Consider the following 5,250-nt stretch of genomic DNA (forward strand, 5'->3'; position numbering starts at 1 on the left):
TTCACCTGACCATCCGGGCCGGGCACCACTGTGGGCTTTATCTCCACGCCAGGCCTCACCTGACCATCCGGGCCGGGCTTTAGCTTCACGTCAATCCCTGGAACCGTTGGATGATCGTGCCCTGGGCAGTGGCAATTGTTCACCTTGACGTCAACGTTCACCCGCACAGAGGCGTCAGACTCCACTTTGGAGTCGGTGCCTGGCAGAACCTTGATCTGCGGTATCACCACTGGTTGCTTGCCAGCATCCAATAGCCCCTTGAGGTCATTACCCGGAATCGCAGGCTTGCCGTCGGCCTCCAACTTGTTCGGCAGCGGCTTGTCGGCCTCAAGCGGCGCCTTGGTCTCCTTACCTGGAATCGCAGGCTTGCTATCAGCCGCCAACTTGTTCGGCAGCGGCTTGTCGGCCTCAAGCGGCACCTTGAGATCATTGCCCGGAGTCGTAGGTTTGCTATCAGCCTCCAGTTTTTTCTGCAGCGGCTTGTTGGCGTCAAGCAGCATCTTGAGATCATTGCCCGAAACCACAGGCTTGCCATCGGCCTCCAGCTTTTTCTGAAGTGGCTTGTCTGTCTCAAGCGCCACCTTGGTCTCCTTGCTCGGAGTCAAGGGCATGCCCCCAAGCGAGGGTTTCGCCTCAGACGACTTATCAGGAGAGGGCTGGAGCTCAGGAGGATGTTTTTTGCCAGACAAGATATCTCGCATTGCCTTAAAGAGAAGCTCAAACATATCAAGTAGCTTTGAAAGAGCATCGGTATTACCAACTGCACCTTCCCGCCCCGTGTCAACATTGCGGCTATATTCCGGCAAGGCACTCTGTTTTTTGTCAAGAACCTTACTGGCATCCCCCCCTCCAAGTGCGCTGGATAAGGGCGTAGGAAGGTCTAGTGGGTGGTTTGCGAGCTTAGTGCTCAGCGGAGTATTAACAGACATATAAGACATTAGTCATTCCTCTTCTCAGAATAGCACCTGGGTTTTTTATTCACCCATAACAAACACTATTGGCTTGTGACTTGAAACGGCAGCAACCGAATCGAAGTCCTGTATTTCGTGGAGAAAAAAGCATTCGAGTTCCAGAAATCGCCAAAAACATAAGGACACCAAATGAAAACTTCAGACTTTTACCTATGGACGCCTGTAAAAACTGCTCTCTCCAGCGCTTTCCTGATCAAAACAATGTCATACACGCTAATAAACTGCCTTAGTGAAAAAAAACGATATGATTCATTGAATCCCTACAGATACAGCTCATGATATTTCCCGCGCGGTTAATGCTGCCCCACTCTCGGAAAAATCAAAAAACAAAAGGGCGACTCAATATAAAACATGAAAAAAATCACAAAAAAGTTACACACACCCGTTATAAAAAATAATCAAGCACACTCACCCCACTAAACAAAACTTCCATCCTTGCGCACTCAATCATTGACGCTCAGCGCAACGTCTTAAACAAAAAAAGGGCGCCTGGGGCGCCCTTTATAGAGGTAATGAAAAATTTAAAAACATGAACTCAATGTTGCAGGACCGATTTCTGCGCCCCATTGATCGGAATGCGCTTGGCCTTTGCCTCTTCCGGCACAACCCGCAACAGGTCGATACTCAGCAAGCCATTACTCAGGTCGGCAGCCTTGATTTCAATATGGTCCGCCAAGCGGAACGACAATTTGAAGGCGCGCTGGGCAATGCCCTGGTGCAGATACGTGACGCTTTCAGCCTGGGTGTCGCGCTTGCCGCCACTGACGGTCAAGACGCCTTTCTCCACCTGCAACTCCAGATCGTCTTCGTGGAAACCGGCGGCCGCGATGACAATGCGGTATTGGTCTTCGCCATGTTTCTCGACGTTGTAGGGTGGGTAGCTGCTGCCCGGCTCATTGCGCAATGCGGTTTCAAACAGGTCGTTGAAACGATCGAAACCCACGGAAGAGCGGAACAGCGGCGCCAGGGAAAATGCGGTACTCATGGTCAAATCTCCTGAAATATCAGCAAGGTTCTTTATCTCCACGACCCGAATTCGGCATCGTGTAATCCCTAGATAAGGACCGTCACTTACATTTCAAGAGAGGCCGTAAGAAAATTTTCAAGCCCCTTGGGGGTGGGGCATACCGAGTAAACGGCTGACCTGCTGAAGGTCGGTTTCCCGGCGCAATGCGGTAAACAACTCCACCGCTTGCGGGTAATTTCGCGTCAGCATGGCCAGCCACTGCTTCAGGCGGCCCGGTGCCTGGCGCTCAGTCAATTGCGCTACAGACTGCGTCCAGAACGCCTGGAGCATGGGCTGCATAGCCTCCCAGGTCATCTCTACCACGTCTTCGCCAGCCCGCGCAGCAGCGATTTGCCGAGCCAGGTCGGGACGTGCGACCAGTCCGCGCCCGAGCATGATGTCTTCGACACCGCTGATCTCCCGGCAACGGCGCCAGTCTTCGACGCTCCAGATATCGCCATTGGCAAATACCGGCACCTTGACCACGTCCTGCACACGCGGGATCCACTCCCAGTGCGCCGGCGGCTTGTAGCCATCGGCCTTGGTCCGCGCATGCACCACAATGTGCGCCGCACCGCCTTCGGCCAGGGCCGTGGCGCACACTAGCGCGCCGTCCGGGCTGTCGAAGCCCAGGCGCATCTTGGCGGTCACCGGGATATGCGCCGGCACGGCACGGCGTACGTGCTCGACGATCTGGTTGAGCAGTTCCGGCTCCTTGAGCAGCACCGCGCCCCCACGGGACTTGTTGACGGTCTTGGCCGGGCAGCCGAAGTTCAGGTCGATCACTTCAGAACCCAGTTCACAGGCCAGCGCGGCGTTTTCCGCCAGGCACACGGGGTCGGAACCCAGCAACTGCACGCGCAACGGCACGCCCGCAGCGGTCTTGGCGCCGTGCAGCAGTTCAGGAGCAAGCTTGTGGAAATAGGCCGGGGTCAGCAGGCGGTCGTTGACCCGAATAAATTCGGTCACGCACCAATCGATACCGCCGACCTGGGTCAGCACGTCCCGCAGGATGTTGTCGACCAACCCCTCCATGGGCGCCAAAGCAATTTGCATGGAAAACACTCAACGAAAATCGTGGCGCAGTTTACTGGGTTTCCCACAGTAACCGTTAACTCCCTTGTCAGATGTGCAGCGCCACGCCATAGCCCTCGATAAACTCCGCCGGCATGCGCTTGGGCTTGCCGCTGGAGAGCTCGATACAGACAAAGGTGGTTTGCGCACGCAACAAGGTGGTGCCATCACTGGGGCGCATCAGCTGGAAGCGCCGGGTCATTTTCAGGCGCTGGTCCCAATCGACGATCCAGGTCGCCAGTTGCAGCTCATCGCCTTCGTAGCCGGCGGCCAGGTAATCGATTTCATGACGCACCACTGCCATCGCCCGATCCAGGCGGCGGTATTCGGTGAGGTCCAGGCCCAGGCGCTGGGAGTGGCGCCAGGCGCAGCGCTCCAGCCAGGATACGTAGACGGCATTATTGGCATGCCCCAGGCCGTCGATGTCCTCAGGGGCCACCTGCAGATCGATGATAAACGGCTTTGCCAAGTCCCAGCCCATGCCCAGCTCCCGGTCGATGAATGTCGGCGGGGAGCAGTGTAACCCATCGCTTGGCTCAAGCGGTTTGCCGCGCCGGCTCACGACAGCCGGCCAGCAGCGCCAGCACGCCTTCGACCACTCGCGGGTCCGCCAGGACCCTCTGGTGCCCGCCCTGCTCCAGGCGCAACAGGCGGCTGTCGAACCAGGCCTCGTGGATCATCTGCGAGGCTTTGACCGGGACGAAGGTGTCGTCTTCGGCATGCACGATCAGCCCCGGGATATTCATTTGATAACGGGCCACATCCAGGTGCTTGAGCGGAATGCCGAGGGAGTACTCGACCTCCCGGATAAACGCCGCCCGCGCCCGCTCCGGCATGCCGACCACCCCGGCAAAGCCGCGCAATACATCGAGCAAGCGTGAAGGAGCAGCAATGCTCACCAACGCCTTTGTACGCAGGCCCAACTGGATAGCCAGCATCGCACTGGCGCCTCCCATGGAGTGGCCGACCACCGCGTGCAGCGGCGGCAACTCAGCGGCAGCCTCCAGCATCGCCCGGGCAAACAGCACCACATGGGCTTCACGGCCCGGCGAGCGACCATGGGCCGGGCCGTCGAGGGCAATCACCGAATAGCCGGCGCCCACCAAGGCGTCGATCAAGCTGGCGAACTGGGTCGGGCGCCCTTCCCAGCCGTGCATCATCAACACCGCCGGGCCCTGGCCCCAGCGCAGGGCCGAGAGGCCAAAACGCAAGGTTATGCGCTCGGCCTGCGCCAGCAGCGGCAACTCCCAATCACGGGGCGGCAGGTCCCGTGGTGTCATGAAAGCGCGACGCATCTGGTTGGCGATGGTCTGCGGCGCCAGCCTGCCCACGGTGCCGTTGACACGGCGAATCCAGCTCAAGGTGCTCATCCACTCACTCCCCAGGCTCACAAGCCTTGTTCAACGCACCGCCGACTTGGAGGCGCGCAATACACGGTCCGACAATTCTCCCGGCCCCAAGGCCCGGGCCAATGCCAGGCCGCCAATCATCAAGGCCATGTCGGCCAGGGCCTTGTCGGTGTCTTCCGGGCTGGCGGCCAGTTGTGCGGCCATCAGCTCTACATGCTGGTTCAGTACATTGCGAAACTCATCCGGCAGACGGTTCATCTCGCCGACCGTGGCCGGGATCGGGCAGGCCTGGACAGTAGAATCGCGGTGCTTGCGCGACAGGTAGAACGCCGCCGCCAGGGTTCGACGCTCTTCGCCTGTCAGGCTGGAGTCCATGTCGTCGATAGACGCCCGGCGCCGCGCCAATAACCGCTCGAACGCTTCCAGCATCAAGGCGTCCTTGCTTTCAAAGTGGGCGTAGAACCCCCCCACGGTCAGCCCCGCCGCCCCCATGACGTCACCCACGCTCGGCTCGACCGGGCCATGCTGGATCAGCGCGGAGCTGGCGGCCTGCAGAATACGTTCACGGGTTTGCGCTTTTTTATCGCTCATGATGGCCTCCAAATATTACACTCAAAATATTATACGCATAATAATTTTTGGCAAGCGCTGAATTCGACCGCTGGTCAGAAGAAGTTTTTGGAAGAGGGAGGGAGAAAACCCAAACGCCAGACAAACAAAAGGGCCATTCAATAATTGAATGACCCTTAAAAATCCCGCAGAGCGGGTAATCGTGGCGTCCCCTAGGGGACTCGAACCCCTGTTACCGCCGTGAAAGGGCGGTGTCCTAGGCCACTAGACGAAGGGGACA

6 protein-coding genes and 1 tRNA gene are annotated in these 5,250 nt (G+C 58.2%); all 7 read right to left on the bottom strand.

Annotated features, from left to right (window positions below; translation table 11 throughout):
- A partial coding sequence (locus AC07W7_RS25550; RefSeq protein ID WP_495040352.1) for a hypothetical protein occupies positions 1–938 on the bottom strand: 938 nt, incomplete at its 3' end.
- Positions 939–1,506: 568 nt separating this feature from the next.
- On the bottom strand, positions 1,507–1,956 hold the full coding sequence (locus AC07W7_RS25555) for an Hsp20 family protein (protein ID WP_495040353.1): 450 nt from the start codon (positions 1,954–1,956) through the stop codon (positions 1,507–1,509).
- 117 nt (positions 1,957–2,073) lie between these two features.
- Positions 2,074–3,033: a tRNA dihydrouridine synthase gene (locus AC07W7_RS25560; protein ID WP_169867101.1), complete on the bottom strand. Its 960-nt coding sequence runs from the start codon at positions 3,031–3,033 to the stop codon at positions 2,074–2,076.
- A gap of 67 nt (positions 3,034–3,100) precedes the next feature.
- On the bottom strand, positions 3,101–3,532 hold the full coding sequence (locus tag AC07W7_RS25565) for an acyl-CoA thioesterase (protein ID WP_076961347.1): 432 nt from the start codon (positions 3,530–3,532) through the stop codon (positions 3,101–3,103).
- Positions 3,533–3,587: 55 nt separating this feature from the next.
- Entirely contained in the window at positions 3,588–4,421 is an 834-nt protein-coding gene (locus AC07W7_RS25570) for an alpha/beta hydrolase (RefSeq protein WP_076961346.1), read from the bottom strand.
- 30 nt (positions 4,422–4,451) lie between these two features.
- Positions 4,452–4,991, bottom strand: a complete 540-nt coding sequence (locus AC07W7_RS25575) for a TetR/AcrR family transcriptional regulator (RefSeq protein ID WP_495040354.1) — start codon at positions 4,989–4,991, stop codon at positions 4,452–4,454.
- 182 nt (positions 4,992–5,173) lie between these two features.
- Positions 5,174–5,249 (bottom strand) — tRNA-Glu (locus tag AC07W7_RS25580).
- Position 5,250: the final 1 nt, after the last annotated feature.

The organism is Pseudomonas sp. GW821-FHT01D09 (genome assembly GCF_059422465.1).

Excerpts from the sequence above, each read along its gene's own strand:
- AC07W7_RS25565 (WP_076961347.1), bottom strand. The coding sequence starts at position 3,532 with ATGGGCTGGGACTTGGCAAAGCCGTTTATCATCGATCTGCAGGTGGCC.
- AC07W7_RS25555 (WP_495040353.1), bottom strand. The coding sequence starts at position 1,956 with ATGAGTACCGCATTTTCCCTGGCGCCGCTGTTCCGCTCTTCCGTGGGT.
- AC07W7_RS25560 (WP_169867101.1), bottom strand. The coding sequence starts at position 3,033 with ATGCAAATTGCTTTGGCGCCCATGGAGGGGTTGGTCGACAACATCCTG.
- AC07W7_RS25570 (WP_076961346.1), bottom strand. The coding sequence starts at position 4,421 with ATGAGCACCTTGAGCTGGATTCGCCGTGTCAACGGCACCGTGGGCAGG.
- AC07W7_RS25575 (WP_495040354.1), bottom strand. The coding sequence starts at position 4,991 with ATGAGCGATAAAAAAGCGCAAACCCGTGAACGTATTCTGCAGGCCGCC.